15 protein-coding genes are annotated in these 16,281 nt (G+C 39.0%); 3 read left to right on the top strand and 12 right to left on the bottom strand.

Annotated elements, in window-relative coordinates:
- The first annotated feature begins 64 nt into the window (after positions 1-64).
- Positions 65-916, top strand: a complete 852-nt coding sequence (locus CFY84_RS02200) for a YbgF trimerization domain-containing protein (protein WP_088822563.1) — start codon at positions 65-67, stop codon at positions 914-916.
- Between the two features lie 56 nt (positions 917-972).
- Here the strand turns inward: CFY84_RS02200 and lpxA are convergent, their stop codons facing one another.
- From lpxA to rimO, 12 genes are all read right to left on the bottom strand, one after another.
- Positions 973-1,761, bottom strand: coding sequence for an acyl-ACP--UDP-N-acetylglucosamine O-acyltransferase (lpxA, locus tag CFY84_RS02195; protein ID WP_088822562.1), 789 nt, complete (start codon positions 1,759-1,761; stop codon positions 973-975).
- A 7-nt stretch (positions 1,762-1,768) separates the two neighbouring features.
- Complete coding sequence (fabZ, locus tag CFY84_RS02190) at positions 1,769-2,248, bottom strand: 3-hydroxyacyl-ACP dehydratase FabZ (protein ID WP_088822561.1); 480 nt, start codon at positions 2,246-2,248, stop codon at positions 1,769-1,771.
- Position 2,249: 1 nt separating this feature from the next.
- Complete coding sequence (lpxD, locus tag CFY84_RS02185; protein WP_088822560.1) at positions 2,250-3,314, bottom strand: UDP-3-O-(3-hydroxymyristoyl)glucosamine N-acyltransferase; 1,065 nt, start codon at positions 3,312-3,314, stop codon at positions 2,250-2,252.
- 3 nt (positions 3,315-3,317) lie between these two features.
- Entirely contained in the window at positions 3,318-3,806 is a 489-nt protein-coding gene (locus CFY84_RS02180; protein ID WP_088822559.1) for an OmpH family outer membrane protein, read from the bottom strand.
- 39 nt (positions 3,807-3,845) lie between these two features.
- Complete coding sequence (bamA, locus tag CFY84_RS02175; protein WP_088822558.1) at positions 3,846-6,287, bottom strand: outer membrane protein assembly factor BamA; 2,442 nt, start codon at positions 6,285-6,287, stop codon at positions 3,846-3,848.
- 44 nt (positions 6,288-6,331) lie between these two features.
- Positions 6,332-7,687 (bottom strand): RIP metalloprotease RseP, encoded by a 1,356-nt coding sequence (gene rseP, locus CFY84_RS02170; RefSeq protein WP_088822557.1) that lies wholly within the window; start codon positions 7,685-7,687, stop codon positions 6,332-6,334.
- A 2-nt stretch (positions 7,688-7,689) separates the two neighbouring features.
- A complete protein-coding gene (ispC, locus tag CFY84_RS02165; RefSeq protein ID WP_088822556.1) occupies positions 7,690-8,880 on the bottom strand; it encodes a 1-deoxy-D-xylulose-5-phosphate reductoisomerase in 1,191 nt (396 codons plus the stop codon).
- A complete protein-coding gene (locus tag CFY84_RS02160) occupies positions 8,880-9,707 on the bottom strand; it encodes a phosphatidate cytidylyltransferase (RefSeq protein ID WP_088822555.1) in 828 nt (275 codons plus the stop codon). Before CFY84_RS02160 ends, ispC begins: the two co-directional genes overlap by 1 nt.
- Before the next feature lie 3 nt (positions 9,708-9,710).
- Positions 9,711-10,460 (bottom strand): polyprenyl diphosphate synthase, encoded by a 750-nt coding sequence (uppS, locus tag CFY84_RS02155; protein WP_088822554.1) that lies wholly within the window; start codon positions 10,458-10,460, stop codon positions 9,711-9,713.
- A 4-nt stretch (positions 10,461-10,464) separates the two neighbouring features.
- Positions 10,465-11,019: a ribosome recycling factor gene (frr, locus tag CFY84_RS02150; protein ID WP_088822553.1), complete on the bottom strand. Its 555-nt coding sequence runs from the start codon at positions 11,017-11,019 to the stop codon at positions 10,465-10,467.
- A gap of 75 nt (positions 11,020-11,094) precedes the next feature.
- A complete protein-coding gene (pyrH, locus tag CFY84_RS02145) occupies positions 11,095-11,823 on the bottom strand; it encodes a UMP kinase (RefSeq protein WP_088822552.1) in 729 nt (242 codons plus the stop codon).
- 37 nt (positions 11,824-11,860) lie between these two features.
- Positions 11,861-13,204 (bottom strand): 30S ribosomal protein S12 methylthiotransferase RimO, encoded by a 1,344-nt coding sequence (gene rimO / locus CFY84_RS02140; protein WP_088822551.1) that lies wholly within the window; start codon positions 13,202-13,204, stop codon positions 11,861-11,863.
- Positions 13,205-13,557: 353 nt separating this feature from the next.
- Between rimO and glnL the strand changes: the two genes are divergently transcribed.
- Positions 13,558-14,679: a nitrogen regulation protein NR(II) gene (gene glnL / locus CFY84_RS02135; RefSeq protein ID WP_088822550.1), complete on the top strand. Its 1,122-nt coding sequence runs from the start codon at positions 13,558-13,560 to the stop codon at positions 14,677-14,679.
- Positions 14,666-16,141 carry a nitrogen regulation protein NR(I) gene (gene glnG, locus CFY84_RS02130; RefSeq protein WP_088822549.1) on the top strand — a complete coding sequence of 492 codons (1,476 nt, stop codon included), beginning with the start codon at positions 14,666-14,668 and terminating at the stop codon, positions 16,139-16,141. Before glnL ends, glnG begins: the two co-directional genes overlap by 14 nt.
- The last annotated feature ends 140 nt before the right edge of the window (positions 16,142-16,281 follow it).

Here is a 16,281-nt window from a genome sequence, read left to right as displayed (position 1 = left end):
TATGATAATTCATTAAGATAATGGAATGATATTATCAATTTAGCCATATTTATGGATGCTTTCTATGCGCTTCTTAACGTTTAATCTTGGTCTTCTTTGTATTTTAACGACAACATGGTCTTATGCTGCACCCATTGAAAATGTTGGATTGAGTCAAAACACCACGGCTCAAGCTCAACCAATGCCTGCGGCAGACAACAATGCTCCCACCTCAACAAATCTAAATTGGCAGTTATTGCAAAAAAATGAAAAATTAGAAGAAGAAATACGACGTTTAAGAGGATCTTTAGAAGAGCATGACAACGAAATTCAGCAACTCAAAAAAGATGTTGAAAACCGCTATGCGGACTTAGATCAGCGTCTGCAAATATTACAGCAAAAATTAGATGCTACAGGTGGCGAACAAGCCCCTACTGAACCAACTAATGCGCCGACTGCAGCACCAACACCTGCGCCGACTGCTCCTAGCCCAACTACACCACCAACGCCTGCGGCCTCTGAACCACAAGCTAAAGTTGTTGCACCTTCTAATAATGCCGCACCAAAAGCCATGAGTGAAAAAGATGCCTATACCTTAGCATTAGATGCTTATAAACAAGGTGGTGCAAAACAAGCTATTGGTCCAATTGAAGACTTTATCAAAAACTATCCGCAAAGTGTATATATTGCCAATGCACATTTTTGGTTGGCTGAATTTAACCTTGCGATCACACCAGCCAACTATAATGCTGCGAAAAAAAATTATGAAATTGTAGCAAAGCAATACCCTAAATCAGATAAAGCGCCTAGAGCACTGTATCAACTTTATAGCATTGCCAAAGAAGTTGACCGCAATAAAGTCTCAACAACACTTTATAAACAGCAACTACTTAAAAGCTACCCACAATCCAAAGAAGCAGGTTTTGTAAAAACTTAAAAATAAAAAAGGGTTAAATTCATTTAAATTTAACCCTTTTTTAAAGCAAATGCTATTTAGCGTACAATACCACGCTTCGATTGCTCTAAAGAATCAATCAAACGCTGCGCCTCAGGGACCGTCACTAAAATTTCAGCGCGGATTTTTTCAACGGCATCTTTAACAGTTAAGCCTTCTTTATAAATGATTTTAAAGCTTTCTCTTAAACCCTGAATCACTTCTCGGCTCCAGCCTCTTCGCTTCATGCCTTCAATATTAATACCAAATGCATGCGCAGGATTACCAGATACAGTGACATAAGCAGGTATATCTTTCACGACTAATGATGCAGCACCGACCATACTATAAGAGTCAATTTTACAAAATTGGTGGATACCTGAATTACCACCAACAATCACATGACTGCCTACCTGTACATGACCAGCAACACCTACATTATTTGCAAATATATTGTGATCACCAATTTGACAATCATGTGCAATATGCGTGTTTACCATCAGTAAATTGTGACTACCGACTTTGGTTAGGCTATGATCTTGGACAGTACCACGATGTAAACTTGCATGTTCACGGATGACATTATGATCACCTATTTCAAGCCAAGTCTCTTCACCTTTGTATTTTAGGTCTTGGCAAACTTCCCCAATACTTGCGAATTGGAAAATTTCATTATTTTCGCCAATTTTAGTATATCCACTTACCACAACATGTGAATGCAATTGAGTACCAGATCCAATAGTGACTTCTGGGCCAATGATGCAGTAAGGGCCAATTGACACATCTGCTGCAATATGTGCAGATGGATCAATTATCGCAGTGGGATGGATATATTCGGTTTTGCTCATACCTACTCTATAACTTTTGATGGGAGATAATAATTTCTGCTGTTGTTGCAATGATACCATCAACTGATGCAGTACATTGATATTTATAAATGCCTCTTTTTTGCATCAATAATTCAGATTTTAAAACCAATTGATCACCAGCAACCACTTGCTTTTTAAATCTAATTTTTTCAGCACCAGCAAACAAAAACAATGACCCTGGTGTTGGTTTTACATCATTCATGACAAAACCTAAAATCCCTGACACTTGAGCAAGTGCTTCTACAATTAATACGCCTGGCATAATTGGGTATTCAGGAAAATGTCCTTGTAAAAACTCTTCATTAATTGACACATTTTTATAGCCAATAATTGAATTGTCTGCAATTTCAGTCACGCGATCAACCAACAAAAATGGGTAACGGTGCGGCAAATACTCACGAATTTGCTGCATGTTCATTGGTAACTGCGGTTTATTTTTGCTTGTCTGTTCTAACTCTGTCGTCATATTACTTACGCATCTTTAAAGTTGATTCAATTGACTCAATCTGAGTTTGTATATGATCTAGCCGTTTCATGATATTGGTCAATGGCACATCTGCTAATTGTCGAATTCGAACAACAGTTTTTTTCCATTGACCATTTTCAAATAAACCAGTCCCTGATGAATATGTTCCTGCATTCAAAATGCTTTTTGTGACCATTGACATTCCTGTCAACTTAACATTATCGGCAATTTTAATATGGCCAACCACACCACAGGCACCTGCCAAGATACAGTTTTTGCCAATTTCAGTGCTGCCTGCAATACCACTATTGGCTGCAATCGCTGTATTTTCGCCAATCACAACATTATGAGCGATTTGCACAAGGTTATCGATAATCACACCATCATGGATAATAGTGTCATCTAATGCACCACGGTCAATACTACAATTCGAACCAATACGCACACGATCACCAATTTTTACAGATCCCAATTGTGCAATACGGTTCCATTTTCCTTGGTAAGGTGCAAATCCAAAACCTTCCCCACCAATGGCAGTATGTGTATGAACGCGAACTTGGTTACCTAATTGAGCACGTGCTGTAATCGCAACATGCGAAGCAATAAAGCACTCATGACCAATCTCAACACCATCATCGAGTGTCACATGTGATTCTAAATATGAATGATCGCCAACTTTACAGTCTTCTCCAATCACCACATAGTGACCGATATAAGCTGTTTCTGAAATTTGGGCAGAGGGATGGATTTTGGCAGTGCTTTCAATGCCCACTTTATTCTTTTTAACCTCAAAAAAATGTGTCAGCATGGCAAAAGCCAAATAAGGATTAGCAACAACAATAAATTGCTTACAATGGGTGATTTGATCTTTTAATTCAGCGGTAACAATTAATGCACCTGCTTGAGAGCAATTGGCTTGCTCAAGGTATTTATCACCATTTACAAAAGAAATATCCTGCGCTGTGGCAGAATCTAAACTTGATAGCCGACTTACTGTGAAATCGCTATCACCAACAAGCTCACCTTGTACAAGGTGAGCTAATTTACTTAATTGATGTGTACTCATTAACTATTTAGCTGCATTTACCTTTTGCACCATTTTATCAGTTAAATCGTTGCTATTGTCATATGCAAGCGCTGCATTTTTATTCAAAATCACATCTAAATTATTTTCTTTGCGTAATTGTTCTGCAGCTTGCTGTACACGCGTTGTGAATGTTTGGCTTGTTGTTTGTGAAGCACTTTGTACACGTTGCTGAATTGTTTGCTCAAGTGTATTAATTTCACGCACTTTTGCTTCGTATTGTGTTTTTAACTGCTGTACTTCAGCAGGTTTTGCAGTCGCTGCTTTATCTTGTAATGCTTGAATTTCTTGGTTCAATTGCTCAGCACGAGTTGTGTTTGGCTTGATAGATTGCTGAAGCGTTGTATTTTGCTGTTTTAGATATGCACTGCTTTCCACAACACGCTGCATATCTACAATGCCATAGCCTGCTGCTTGTGCTAGTGTTGCAACGCTTGAACCTGCTACAAGTAATGCAGTCATTAATTTTTTCATTAGATTATCCTTTAAATTGTATTTTTAACACAGTCGTACTTAGAAAGTACGACCAATTTGGAACTGAACTGCTTGCGTTTCATCGCCATCTTTTTTATTCAATGGGTATGCATAACTGATCGAAAGTGGGCCAATCATGGTGTTCCATGTTAAGCCAACACCCGCGCTATAGCGCATATTCCCTAAATCAAAGCCAAAGTTGTCTTTACAGTATTGTTGACCGCTTACTTTGGTTGTACCGTCATAGAAGTCTGAAATGTTTTTACATTCAGTGTCAAAAGTCTGACCGCCTTCAATAAACAATGTTGGACGAACATTACGTGTCCAATCCCCTTTGGATGGTACAGGAATAATTAACTCTGCACCAAACTGTACTAAAGCATTACCACCAACAGGGTCTTTATTGGTATCAGATGACTGAATACCACTATAGTATTCGCCTGGATATCTTGGACCTAACGTGTTGTCTTCGAAGCCACGAACTGATCCCCAACCACCTGCATAGAAGTTTTTCCAGAATGGTAAATCATGACCATAACCTAACTTACCATATGCACGACCACCGAATCCTTTCCCAATTGGGAAGAAAACTTGTCCGCTATATGTCAGTTTTTGATACTCGGCATCACTACCAGGTAACGCAACTTCTAAGTTGATCGCATGCAATTGACCTGATGTTGGGAATAATGGACGGTCAAGTGTATTAAACGACCAACCTAAATTCGCAAGATAATTTAAATATGTGCCTTCATATTCATTATAAGTCCCTGCTGTGGTGGTTGTGGTATTTTTAATTTTACCATCATGACTTAGTAAGTAACCGCCATAGGCAATTGAACCATAAATATCTGTCGAGATATCAATATTTTCTAAGCCCAAAGACCCGCTGATACTTTGGTTTTCATCAATTGGATACGATAAGCTGGCACTTGCACCAATTGCTTTAGAGTAGTAATCACTGACATGGTAATCTTCGTATGGCTTTGTTTCACGGTAGTACACATTGTACCCTGCGCTAATACCATCAATTGTGAAGAATGGATCTGTCACCGATAAGTTATAGTTGGTTGAATATGACGAACGTGTAAAGTCAAATGCAACACTATTACCTGTACCTAGGAAGTTCGTTTGGCTAATCCCTGCTTGATAGGTAATACCACCACTTTGTGAATAACCAATTGCAAGCGTACTTGTACCAGAATGTTGCTCTTCAACACTAATATCTAAGTCAACTTGGTCAGGTACAGTTGGAATACGAACAGGTTTAATATCTACCGTTTTAAAGTAGCCTGTACGTTGCAAACGAATTTTAGATAAATCAATTTTTTCATTGCTTGCCAATGCACCTTCCATCTGACGCATTTCGCGGCGTAATACAGAATCTGCAGTTTTCGTATTACCTGTAAAGTTAATACGACGAATGGTCACTTGCTCACCAGGGTTAATGTAATACACAACATTCACAACTTTATTGTCGTTATCAATTTGTGGTACTGCATTGACCTGTGCAAAGTAATAACCTGCATTGCCATATTTTCTGAGTAATAAAGTCTTCACAGCATCAATTTTTGCTTGTGAATACACTTCACCATCACGATAGATCTGTAATGTTTTTAATTCTTCTGGCTTAAATAATGTATCACCTAAAAATTTAGTGGTACCTACTTTAAATTGATCTCCTTCAGTGAGCGATAAATTAATAAACACTTTTTTCTTGTCATCACTGATATTTAAATCAGATGAATTGACGCCGTAATTAACATAGCCATTATTTAGATATAATGCACGTAATGCATCTAAACTGGTTGCCATACGCTCTTTAGCAAATGAATCATTACGGGTCAGAATTGAATACCAACTCGCTTCTTTTAAGGCAAAAGCTTGTTTAACATCGTCATCGTTAAACACTTTATTGCCCACAACATTAATTTCAATAACTTTTGCAGACTTGCCTTCGACAAAGTTAATGGTTAAATCAACACGGTTATTTGGGCGTTGTGTGGTTTCCGCTTTGACGGTGGCATTATAACGACCTTGCTGAACATACTGTTGTTCAAGCTCTGTTTCAATGGTTTGTAGCAAAGAAGGTTTAAGTACCTCGCCTTCTGCAACGCCCATTTTCTTCAAGCCATCTTGCAATGCTTCTTTGGGAATCAGTTTATTGCCCTTGAATTCAATTTTCGCAATGATTGGTCGTTCTGCAACTTTAAATAAAAGTGTGCCATCATTTTGCTCTGATGCTTGAATATCATCAAACAAACCTGTTCCATACAACGTGTGAATTGCACTATTGAGCATCACATCATTGATACGGTCGCCATTTTTAATAGGTAACATTGTATATACATTGGCTGGTGTAAGACGTACTAATCCGTCAAACTTTATATTTTGTGCAACAAATTCGTCCGCTGCATAAGCTTGTTGTACTGTTGCCATTGCACTAACGAGTGCCAAAGGCATAAAAAGATGTGTGTGACGCATGCGCATGCCTATTTTCTACCAAGTTGAATATTTTGTTAAACTTACTACAACCGCATAAAATCATTGAATAAAGCAAGGACCATCATGCTGCCAAGCAGTACCATACCGATTTTTAAACCAATGAGCTGTATATGTTCTGAAACAGGTTTTCCTCTGATCGCTTCAATAAAATAGTAAATTAAATGCCCGCCATCAAGTATGGGAATGGGTAATAAATTCAATATTCCTAAGCTTACACTCATTAATGCCATAAACGATATAAAAGTTTGCCAACCCATTTCGGCACTTTGTCCTGCAACTTTAGCAATGGTGATCGGTCCTGATAAGTTGTCTAAACCAATCAACCCTCGAATCATTTTTGCAATCGAATTAAGCATCATCCCTGAAATATCATAGGTTTTTGTGAGCGCTTTTCCAAAGGCTTCTACAGGAGAATACTGTATTGTTTGCTGATAGTCATCTGGAATAACAATTTTACCTGCATGACTTTGTACACCAAGAACCCCTGTGACATGACCCATGTCATCTCGTCGCCCTTGTGGCATGACTTGTAAATCAATCACTTCACCTTGTCTAAGCAATTTAAAATTCAAGAGTGTTTCAGGTGATTTCTTAACAATATCAACCACATCAAACCAATCAGGGGTTTGAATATTGTTAATTGAAAGAACACGGTCTCCCACTTGCATCCCTTGTCGACTTGCGGCGCTATTGTCTGCCATTTTTTCAATAACAGGCTCAATTTTAGGACGGTATGGTAAAAAACCAAGGGCTTCAAATGAAGAAATAGATTGATCTTTTAAGAAGTTATTAATCGGTAAATAAAAAAGTTTGAGCTGACCTTGATGTTCCGCTTGAACCGTAATTGTTCCTGTTTCCCCTACGCGGTTCACAACCGCAAAATTTAAGCTTTCCCAAGTTGAAATGGGCTTTTGATCCACCAAAACAATTTTGTCACCAACTTGTAAACCTGCACTTGCAGCTGCACTTTCAGGTAAAATTTTTCCGATTTTTGTACTGAGTTGCTCTTGTTTCGGTAAAAATAAAATCCAAAATAACAAAATAGCAAACACTAAATTAATGAGTGGACCTGCCGCAACAATGGCAATTCGCTTCCACGGTGATTGTCGATTAAACGCATAAGGTAAATCTTCTTCTTTCACATTACCTTCACGTTCATCGAGCATTTTTACATAACCACCAAGCGGTAATGCAGATAATTGGTACTGAATCCCTGTCTTTTTAGAGGTCCATTTAAGTAATGTTGGTCCAAATCCAATTGAATAAACAAGAACCTTGACCCCTAATTTTCGAGCCACATAATAATGTCCAAATTCATGAATAGCGACTAAAGGACCCAGTAGAAACACTGCGGCTAAAATCATAAAAAGCACATTCATCTTTAACGTCCTTTCTGACTAACATCTTGACTGGCAATTTGTCGTGCTTGCGCATCAATTGCAAGAATATGTTCAATGCTCATTGCTGGGCTATATTCAATGCGACTTAACGCAGATTCAACAATTTCAGGAATCGCTGTGAATGTAATACGCTTAGATAAAAATGCATCTACAGCCACTTCATTGGCCGCATTGAGTACCGTAGGCATTACACCACCTGCTTTCATCGCCATTCTAGCAAGGTTTAATGAAGGAAAACTGAAGTGATCAGGTTCTTGGAAATCTAGTCGGTGCTGAGTGAATAAATCTAATGCAGGCACAGTTGTCGCTATACGTTTTGGCCACGCCAATGCATGGGCGATTGGCGTACACATATCAGGGTTACCCATTTGTGCAAGGGTTGAGCCATCAATATATTGCACCATAGAATGAATAATACTTTGCGGATGGATGACCACTTTAATTAGATGCTCAGGTACAGCAAATAAATGACATGCCTCTATTAACTCAAGTCCTTTATTCATTAACGTGGCTGAATCAACCGATATTTTCTGCCCCATAGACCAATTCGGATGCTTACATGCTTGAGCTGGTGTCACAGCTGCCAATTCTTGACGCCCCATATTTAAAAAAGGTCCGCCCGATGCTGTAAGCAATAATTGTGAAATACCAAAATGTTCAATATTTGGTTGAACACAGTAAGACTCAGGTAAACACTGAAAAATGGCATTATGTTCAGAGTCTACAGGTAACAATAATGCCTGACTTTGTCTAGCACTTTGCATCATCAAGTCACCTGACATGACCAATGCTTCTTTATTGGCAAGCAAAACACGCTTACCTGCTCGCACCGCTGCCAAAGTTGGCAATAACCCTGCCGACCCAACAATCGCTGCCATGACTACATCAACATCAGGATGTGATGCAACATATTCAAGCCCTGCATTGTCGGTTAAAATTTCAGTTTGAGTAATTTTGTGCTCAAAACATGCTTGATGCAATTGATCTTGTAACGCTTTTGGAACAACAACAAATTTAGGTTGGTATTGCTGACAAATTTGAACTAACACATCAAGGCGACTAAACCCTGTAACAGCAAAAACAGCATATTGCTCAGGATGTTCTGCCAATACTTTTAACGTGCTTTGTCCAATTGACCCTGTCGCACCCAATATACAAACATTTTGCAACATTATAAATCAACACCAATCAGTTTGAGGAGATAAATTCCTGCAGCAAATATCGGGGCTGCGGCAAGTAGTGAATCAATTCGGTCTAATACACCACCATGTCCTGGTAGGATTGAACCTGAGTCTTTTACACCTGCACGGCGTTTAATCATCGACTCTAATAAATCACCTAGGACTGAGCCAAGTACTGTAAATATCGAAAGTATTAAAAACAAGATATGCTGATATATTTCTAATTTTAAGAAGAAAAATTGTACAACAACAACAATAAGCACCGATAAAGCTAACCCGCCAAAAAGCCCTTCTAATGATTTATTCGGACTCACAGCTGGCACCATTTTACGGCGTCCTATCTTACGGCCAACAAAATATGCTCCACTGTCTGCACCCCAAACCAATAAGAACAAATACATGAGCCACCATGGAGAGCTTAACCATACCGCAAATATAGCCGTCACTGCTGCTGTAATTAATACAGCACCTACCACATTAAGGCCTTTATTATACCAACTGTCATTCTCTGGATAAGTTTTGATGCAATAAACGCTAAAAATCCAAATTAAGATGGATGCACACCACAGCAATAAAGAAACGTCTTGATAATAGAGTGCAATTGAAGAAATAATAAAAATGACAAATGCATATAACTTGGTTGCCATTGGAGAGGATGTATTGTCTTGCTGTTCAGGCATTAGCTTAAACCACTCATATCCTGCTACAGTTGCAGCCACTAACATTAAAATTAGCATCGGATAATGAGAGGATGTGGCAAACATACACAATAAAACAATTGCCACTAAAACCAATGCGGTTTTTATCCGCTCAAACATGTATTAATTCTCAATTTTATTTTGTTGGATCTGTTCAGAGGTTTGACCAAAACGGCGCTCTCGCTCTGAAAATACAGCAAAGGCTTTTTTCAGTTCATCTACAGAAAATTCTGGCCAAAGCACTTTGGTAAAATACAGCTCTGCATAAGCAAGCTGCCAAAGTAAAAAATTAGAGATGCGATAATCACCACCTGTGCGAATCAATAAATCCACAGCAGGTAAATCACCTAAACAAATATATTGATTAAATAAATCGGCATTAATTTGATCAACTGAAATTTTTTGATCAACCACATCTTGTGCAATTCGTTTTGCACTTTCTGCAATATCCCATTTGCCACCATAACTGATGGCAATGGTCAACGTCATTTTAGTGAAATGGGCTGTTTTTTGTTCTGCTTCTTGAATCAGCTGTTTCAAATGTTCGGGTAACTTTGCATCATCACCAATAAATCTTAATGCAATTTCAAATTCAACCATTCTTGGAATTTGTTCATGAATGGTTTGTTCTAATAAAAACATCAATAAATCGACTTCTGGCTGCGGACGGTTCCAATTTTCACTTGAAAACGCAAAAACAGTCAGTGCCTGAACACCTACTTTACGGCAATACTCAACAATTGGATCTAAAACCGTCTTACCTTCTTTATGGCCATCGCCTTTGGGTAATTGCTTTTTTTTCGCAAAACGATTGTTGCCATCCATAATGATGGCAACATGTTGAGGAGGATGATTATCTTCAACGATCGTCATGAATTTAAACCTTTAGAAGTTCAGCTTCTTTGGTTGCTAAGCGCTTATCAACTTCTGCAACATATTTGTCTGTGATTTTTTGAATATCGTCTGCTGCACGACGCTCATCATCTTCTGAAATTTCTTTCTCTTTTTGCAATGCTTTGATGTCATCTAATACATTACGGCGAATATTACGAATCGCAACTTTGGCATTTTCAGCTTCATTACGTGCAACTTTTTGCATATCGCGACGTGTTTCTTCGGTTAATGCAGGCAAAGGAACACGAATGCTATCTGCAGTAATTGGGTTTAAACCTAAATCGCCTTCACGAATGGCTTTATCAATTGCAGACACCATTTGACGTTCAAACGGTTGTACAAGCAAGGTTCTAGAATCTTCAACACCAATGTTTGCCACTTGGTTTAAAGGAACATCTGAACCATAGTAAGGAACCATAATCCCATTTAAAATCGATGGATGTGCACGTCCTGTACGAACTTTGGCAAAACCTTGCTCCAAAGATTCAATCGACTTTTGCATACGTTGTTCACTGTCTTTCTTGAGATCGTTAATCATGTGATCTTCCTTACTTTACAAAGTGTTAATACTAAAATTTCAATGAGTATAAAGGGCTTTTTGCATCACGTATAGTTATTGCGTGACACGAGTACCTTCTTTTTCGCCCATAACCACAGACAATAACGCACCTGATTTGTTCATATCAAAGACATGTAACTCTGCATTGTGATCACGACAGAGGCAAATGGCAGTTAAATCCATCACACCTAATTTTTCATCAAGTACTTGATCGAAGGTTAAATTATCGTATTTTACAGCATCATCGTATTTACTAGGATCTTTATTATACACCCCATCAACTTTCGTGGCTTTCAAAATCAAATTGGCTTCAATTTCAATACCACGTAAACATGCCGCAGTATCTGTAGTGAAAAATGGATTGCCTGTACCTGCGACAAACACACACACTTCACCATTGCCTAAATGACGAATAGCATCACGACTTGAATATGGTTCTACCACTGTCCCAATAGACAGTGCAGACATTAAACGGGTTTTAATGTTACGGCGAACCAATGCATCACGCATGGCAAGACCATTCATCACTGTTGCTAGCATACCCATTTGATCGCCAGTCACACGCCCAACCAAGCCATCTTTTTGCAATTGGCTGCCACGGTATAAGTTCCCACCGCCAACCACAATACCCACTTGAACGCCTAAGCCAACAAGGTGTGCAATAGATAATGACATTTGATCAAGGACTTGAGCATCAATACCCATTTCACGGTTCCCAGAGAGCGCTTCCCCTGAGAGTTTTAACAAGATTCTTGAATAACGTGGGTTGCTTGTATCTAGCATATTTTTCTCTCAAAATTCAGACAAAATAATATTGGTATTACGCTTTTTTAACTTCAATCAGCTTGGCATATAAATCGTATTCATCAGCATCTGTGATTTCAACAGTCAATAGATCACCTGATCGAATTTGTGATTTATCAATATCTTCTACAAACACGTTTCCATCAATCTCAGGTGCATCTGCATAAGAACGTGCAACAGCAACTGGGAACTCTTCTTCCAAACTGTCCACAAGTACAGTCATGGTTTGACCAATACGTTTTTGCAATTTAGCAGCAGAGATTTCTTGTTGTACAGCCATGAAGCGTTCATATCGTGACTGCTTAATCTCTTCAGGAACATGATCTGGCAAATCATTCGCAGTTGCACCTTCTACTGGCGAATATGTGAAGCACCCAACACGATCTAATTGCGCTTCTTTTAGCCAATCTAATAGCAGGACAAAGTCTTCTTCAGTTTCACCCGGAAATCCAACCACAAATGTTGAACGAATCACTAAATCTGGACATTTTTCACGCCATACATTGAGGCGTGCTAACGTATTTTCACTATGCGCAGGACGCTTCATGAGCTTTAAAATTCGCGGACTGGCATGCTGAAATGGAATATCTAAATACGGTAAAATTTTACCTTGTGCCATAAGGTCAATCACAGCATCCACATGTGGGTATGGGTAGACATAATGCAATCGAACCCAAATCCCAAGCTGGCCTAATGCTTCACACATATCAAAAAATTTGGTTTTGACAGGTTGTCCATTCCAAAAATCTAATTTGTATTTGGTATCTAAACCATATGCTGAAGTATCTTGAGAGATAACCAATACTTCTTTTACGCCTGAACGCTTTAAAGCTGCAGCTTCTTCTAAGACTGAGCCCACTGGACGCGAAACCAAATCCCCACGCATACTTGGAATAATACAGAACGTACAACGATGGTTACAGCCTTCTGATATTTTCAGATAAGCATAATGCTTTGGTGTTAAACGAATACCTTGCTCAGGAACAAGATCAATAAATGGATCATGTTTAGGTGGTGCTGGAACATATTCATGCACAGCTTCCATTACATCTTGGTATGCTGCCGCACCTGTTACCTTCAATACATTCGGATGCATCTGTCGGATTTTTTCTTCGTCTTTACCTAAGCATCCCGTCACAATCACACGGCCATTTTCATTAATAGCCTCGCCAATTGCGTCTAAAGACTCTTGAACAGCGGACTCAATAAAGCCACATGTGTTGACAACAACTAAATCAGCACCATCATAATCTGATGCGACTTGATAACCCTCAATACGTAATTGGGTTAAAATACGCTCAGAATCTACCAATGCCTTAGGACAACCTAAAGAAACAAAACCGACTTTGGGGGACTTCATGAAACTCTGCACTCTACTTGAATGCACGTATTGTATGACTTTTCAGTCGATAAGCATAGATTTAAACAACAATGATTTAATGCGCACTATAATATTGCAGGCTTTTTTACAAAAAAAAATACTGCAATATTATAGTGCAAGATAAAAAAAGTATAATTTAAATGACATAGCATATGCGTTTTCTGTGTCCAATAAACTTTTATTGATCAATAAACAAACCATCTTTTACACTATAAAAGTTGGCGTGTATTTTGCTTTATTATAGAACCATGTACACTGTAAAACGCGCTATAACAGGGAATGACAGTCTATTTGTCAACTCATGCGCTCACCATCGGATGGAGCTTAAGCACATGCACACACATGCACAGCGAACGATTGATTATCAGCTGTTGGTTGATCATCTTTCAACTTCTATCCTACTTGTCGACACTGATTTAAATATTTTTTATTTAAATTCCGCATGTGAAGCACTTTTTGACATCAGCTCATTGCGTGCTGCGAACACACCTGTTTTGCACTTACTTGAAATTCCTGATGATGATTTTGACACGCAAAAAGCATTGCGAAATACGCTTGAAAAAGGTCAAGCCTATACACGCCGTGAAGCTGTCATCCGCGTCAACTTTCAAAATTTGCATGTCGACTATACAGTCACACAGATGCAGCTTGATAAAACACAACCCGTTTTTTTGTTAATTGAGCTTAACCCCATTGAGCGTATGCTTAAAATCGCAAAAGAAGAAAATTTAATTCAGCAACATCAAGTCACACGCCAACTAATTCGCGGTGTCGCACATGAAATTAAAAACCCCTTAGGTGGTATTCGAGGTGCAACCCAATTACTTGCGCGTAGCTTAAATGACCCAAAATACAATGAATTTACTGACATTATCATCAATGAAGTGGATCGTTTAAGGTTGCTTGCAGACACCATGCTTGGTTCAAGACAGTTACCAAGTTATGTTGATGTGAATGTGCATGAGCCTTTAGAGCGTGTATATTCATTGGTCAGCAATCAAACCAAAAAGAAAGTCAAACTCACACGCGATTACGACTTATCTTTGCCATCAATTCAAGCCGACCGCGACCAATTAATTCAAGTTATGCTCAATATCAGTGTCAATGCGGTACAAGCGATTTTAGAAAATAAAGCTTTTTATCGTGAACGCGAAAACCATCCTGAATTGATCTTTCGTACACGTATTCAACGCTTAGTTACCATTAACAATATTTTGCATCGCTCTGTCATTCGTATCGATATCGAAGATAACGGACCGGGCATTCCTGCGGACATTTTAGAAGCTGTATTTTATCCACTCGTGACTGGGCGTGCGAATGGCACAGGACTTGGCTTAAGCATTGCCCAAAACATCATTCACCAACATAACGGCGTTATTGCATGCCAATCAATTGCTGGAAAAACCACCTTTAGTTTATATCTACCTTGGGAGTCACAACATGTCGCGAAATAAAATTTGGGTAATTGATGATGATCGCGCCATGCGCTGGGTACTAGAAAAAACATTCAAAGAAGAAGGCTTTGATGTTACAAGCTTTGAGAATGCACAAAGCGCTTTAGACCAATTACATACCGATACACCTGATGTGATTTTAACGGATATTCGCATGCCGGGTATGGATGGTCTTACCTTTTTAAGCCGTGTAAAAAATAACCACCCTGATCTGCCTGTTATTATTATGACAGCACATTCTGATTTAGAATCTGCTGTATCGAGCTATCAAACAGGTGCTTTTGAATATTTACCAAAACCATTTGATATTGATGAAGCTTTGGCTTTAGTTCAGCGTGCTATTTTGCACATTGAAAAACTAAAGAACCAAGAGTCAAGTCAAACACCTACCCCTGCACTACAAACCACTGAAATCATTGGTGAATCTCCTGCCATGCAAGAAGTGTTTCGTGCCATTGGTCGACTTGCTCAATCACACATTACCGTACTCATTAATGGTGAATCAGGTACAGGTAAAGAATTAGTAGCACATGCCCTCCACCGCCACTCACCGCGTAAAAGTAAGCCGTTTATTGCACTAAACATGGCAGCCATCCCTAAAGACTTGATCGAAACTGAGCTATTTGGTCATGAAAAAGGCGCATTTACAGGTGCAAATACACAACGACAAGGTCGTTTTGAACAAGCCAACGGTGGTGCATTATTCTTAGATGAAATTGGTGACATGCCTTTTGAAACCCAAACACGTTTACTCCGTGTTTTGGCAGATGGTGAGTTTTACCGTGTTGGTGGTCATATTCCTGTTAAAGTGGATGTTCGAATTATTGCTGCTACGCATCAAGATTTAGAAAAATTGGTTGATGCAGGACGCTTCCGTGAAGACTTATATCACCGCTTAAATGTGATTCGTATTCATATTCCAAAACTTGCGCATCGTAGCGAAGATATTGCCATGTTGGCACAACATTTCTTAGAGCAAGCAGGCAAAGAATTGGGTGTCAGCTCCAAAATTTTGCGCGATGAGACAGTCAAATATATGCAACAATTGGCATGGCCTGGCAATGTCAGACAGTTAGAAAATATTTGTAGATGGCTTACCGTAATGATTACAGGACGTGAAGTTTATCCTGAAGACTTACCTGTCGAATTACGTCAAACAGCAACTCAAAAATCCAGCCAACCTGTGGTGGCAACCGCATCCTCTCAAGTTAAATTACCAGATTGGGATCAACTACTTGGTGACTGGGCAATCAATAAGCTGCGTAATGGTGAAACCAAAATTTTAGATATTGCAACGCCAGTTTTTGAGCGAACCTTAATTAATGCTGCACTTGAGCTGACCAAAGGTCGTAAACGCCATGCAGCAGAAGTATTAGGTTGGGGACGAAACACCCTTACTCGTAAACTTAAAGAGTTAGGTATGGAATCATCAGATGATGATGATCTAAATGATCACCATTAAATGATTTCATGGGAGTACACCCTGTACTCCCATGCTTTTTTACTCCCATCCCTTGCCCTTACGATTAGTCCATTCATCAGAATTATTTAAATACCGATAACAAACCATGCGCTTGCACATGCCATGACTTGTGTTTTCTA

The sequence above is a fragment of the Acinetobacter apis genome, assembly GCF_900197575.1.
GTDB classification, from domain to species: domain Bacteria; phylum Pseudomonadota; class Gammaproteobacteria; order Pseudomonadales; family Moraxellaceae; genus Acinetobacter; species Acinetobacter apis.
This window is presented reverse-complemented; position numbering and strand designations above follow the sequence as displayed.

Coding starts and splice junctions, on each gene's coding strand:
- CFY84_RS02200 (WP_088822563.1), top strand. CDS start 65: ATGCGCTTCTTAACGTTTAATCTTGGTCTTCTTTGTATTTTAACGACA.
- lpxA (WP_088822562.1), bottom strand. CDS start 1,761: ATGAGCAAAACCGAATATATCCATCCCACTGCGATAATTGATCCATCT.
- fabZ (WP_088822561.1), bottom strand. CDS start 2,248: ATGACGACAGAGTTAGAACAGACAAGCAAAAATAAACCGCAGTTACCA.
- lpxD (WP_088822560.1), bottom strand. CDS start 3,314: ATGAGTACACATCAATTAAGTAAATTAGCTCACCTTGTACAAGGTGAG.
- CFY84_RS02180 (WP_088822559.1), bottom strand. CDS start 3,806: ATGAAAAAATTAATGACTGCATTACTTGTAGCAGGTTCAAGCGTTGCA.
- bamA (WP_088822558.1), bottom strand. CDS start 6,287: ATGCGTCACACACATCTTTTTATGCCTTTGGCACTCGTTAGTGCAATG.
- rseP (WP_088822557.1), bottom strand. CDS start 7,687: ATGAATGTGCTTTTTATGATTTTAGCCGCAGTGTTTCTACTGGGTCCT.
- ispC (WP_088822556.1), bottom strand. CDS start 8,880: ATGTTGCAAAATGTTTGTATATTGGGTGCGACAGGGTCAATTGGACAA.
- CFY84_RS02160 (WP_088822555.1), bottom strand. CDS start 9,707: ATGTTTGAGCGGATAAAAACCGCATTGGTTTTAGTGGCAATTGTTTTA.
- uppS (WP_088822554.1), bottom strand. CDS start 10,460: ATGACGATCGTTGAAGATAATCATCCTCCTCAACATGTTGCCATCATT.
- frr (WP_088822553.1), bottom strand. CDS start 11,019: ATGATTAACGATCTCAAGAAAGACAGTGAACAACGTATGCAAAAGTCG.
- pyrH (WP_088822552.1), bottom strand. CDS start 11,823: ATGCTAGATACAAGCAACCCACGTTATTCAAGAATCTTGTTAAAACTC.
- rimO (WP_088822551.1), bottom strand. CDS start 13,204: ATGAAGTCCCCCAAAGTCGGTTTTGTTTCTTTAGGTTGTCCTAAGGCA.
- glnL (WP_088822550.1), top strand. CDS start 13,558: ATGCACACACATGCACAGCGAACGATTGATTATCAGCTGTTGGTTGAT.
- glnG (WP_088822549.1), top strand. CDS start 14,666: ATGTCGCGAAATAAAATTTGGGTAATTGATGATGATCGCGCCATGCGC.